Raw genomic sequence first — 2,173 nt, 5'->3', positions numbered from 1 at the left:
GGGTTGAGTCGGCACGGAGCGCGGTGCCGGTGTTGCCACCGGTCCGTTTCTCCGTGCCGCTCGCCGAACCCGCCGTGCGTGTCTCCACGCAACGGGCTCTCCACGGACTCTGCCGTTCAGGCGCGGTTGAGGCCGTTCCAGGGGTTGGGGATCGTGTTGCCTCGGTAGCGGTATCGGGTGACCGATACCGCTTGAAGGTCAAACAGTTCGATCCCACCCGCCGAGGGTTTGTGCCACCGGCCGTTGTGGTCGGTGAAACGTCGGCGGACGTCCTTCCACCTCCAGCGGTACATCACGATCCACCAGCTGATCACCCGATGCCAGACGAAATTCTGGAGGGTTTTCAGGGTGACCTTCGCGACTGCGTGCTTGAAGTAGTTGGCCCAGCCGCGCATGATCTGGTTGAGCCTGATCAGCACTTGTCCTGGGTCCTGCTGCGACTTTCTGTTCGTCAGGGCACGGATCTTGTCCTTCAGCTGCCGGATAGGCCGGTCAGCGATGAAGGTGTAGACGTACCACTTGTCCGTTCCTCGCTTGCGGCGCCACTGGATGCGGAACCCCAAGAAGTCGAACCCCTCCGACATGTGCACCACCTGCGTCTTGGCCTCAGAAAGGCGAAGACCCAAAGGTCGGAGCACGTCGGCAATCTCCTCGCGCACCACTTCGACGTCGTCGCGATTGCTGTCCCCGAGGACGACGAAATCGTCTGCATAGCGGACGATCCGCCAGTTCGGCAGACCCTTGCGACGACGCTGTCCGCGTCGAGAGGTGGTGGACGTCTTCCCGCCCGGCTCCCACGGCTTCATCAGGTGCTCGTCGAGCGCCGACAGAGCGATGTTCGCCAGCAGAGGGGAGAGGATGCCGCCCTGCGGGGTGCCGGTGTAGGACGTCTCGCGGACGGTGCTCTCGGTGAGGACGCCGGCCTTGAGGAACGCCTTGACCAGCAGCAGCACGCGTTTGTCCTTGACCCGCGCTCGCACCCGGTCCATCAGGGCCGTGTGGTCGATCGAGTCGAAGCACGCCTCGATATCCGCGTCCAGGACCCAGCGGTAGCCGTTGGTTCCGTAGAAGTGGATCTCGGCGATCGCGTCGTGTGCCCGCCGCAGGGGCCTGAAACCGTACGAAACCGGCTTGAAGTCGGCCTCGAAGATCGGCTCCAGCACCAACTTGAGAGCGGCCTGGACCACCCGGTCGGCGATGGTCGGGATGCCGAGCTTGCGCACCTTCCCACTACCACCGGGCTTGGGGATCTTGCGTTCACGCACCGGCAGCGGGCGAAATTCACCCGTCTTGAGTACGCGCCGAAGGTCCTCCAGGAACCCCTGAGTGCCAATTTCGCGCTCCACGTTGACGGCCGTGAGGCCGTCGACGCCTGGGGTGTTCGCGCCCTTGTTTCCCGCGACCCGTTCGAACGCCACGAGCAGCGTCGCCGGGTCGTGCACGAGGTTGAACAGATCGTCGAACCTGCGGCCCTTATCGGCCGCCGCCCAACGGTGAAGTTTGGTCTGCATCCCCGATACCCGCTGGTGAGACCCCATAGGGGCCTCAGGGGCATTGCTATTCAGCAGTGCGTCTTTCGGCATTGCAGCCTCCTTCCCTTCTCGATTCCGCTGCCGCCCTTCCCCATGTGCCGGGCTTTCCCCGGCTCGGAGTACTACGGCGGCTCCGCCCCGTCCCGGCCCGATCGGCCGACGGTGGGCCCAGCCTCGAACGGCGCTGGACGCGCTGCCCCAGGTCAGGGCCAGGACGGTTCCCGTGTTCACTCGTTGTTCGATCGACGGACTAGGAGCCCGGCTCTACCCCCGCGGCATCGCCACAGTTACCCCGCAGCACTTCGCTGTGGCCTCCCCGAGCCCAGAGTGGCGGTCCTCGGGAAGTTTCCCGCCCCGTTATCAAGGCGGAAACGCACCGCATCCAGCCCATATCCACCAGATTCGAGCTGGTGTGGATTAAGGGAGCGTCAGCACCGGTTCCTCTCGTACTCCTTTCCGTCTCGCTCGCCGGACCCGCGCCATCTGGCAGTACTGGCACGTCCCGGCTTTGTCAGGGCCGCTTGCCGTCCTCACCGGCACCTCCCGGCTCGAACTGCCCTCAGCTTCAAACCCCCTGCTGCGACAGGGAATTGGTGGTGGTCTTTCACCTCCACTCGAACAACAAGCGCCTCACGGCGCAC

General features: G+C 64.7%; 1 protein-coding gene. It reads right to left on the bottom strand.

Annotated elements, in window-relative coordinates:
- Window positions 1-116: 116 nt before the first annotated feature.
- Window positions 117-1,583, bottom strand: coding sequence for a group II intron reverse transcriptase/maturase (ltrA, locus tag ACI2LP_RS34305; RefSeq protein ID WP_404728451.1), 1,467 nt, complete (start codon window positions 1,581-1,583; stop codon window positions 117-119).
- Between the last annotated feature and the right edge of the window lie 590 nt (window positions 1,584-2,173).

Origin of the sequence: Streptomyces sp. NPDC019890, assembly GCF_044903445.1 — a bacterium.
Taxonomy (GTDB): domain Bacteria; phylum Actinomycetota; class Actinomycetes; order Streptomycetales; family Streptomycetaceae; genus Streptomyces.
Note: the sequence above shows the minus strand (reverse complement) of the source record. Positions and strands in the feature narration are given on the sequence as shown.

Coding starts and splice junctions, on each gene's coding strand:
- ltrA (WP_404728451.1), bottom strand. CDS start 1,583: ATGCCGAAAGACGCACTGCTGAATAGCAATGCCCCTGAGGCCCCTATG.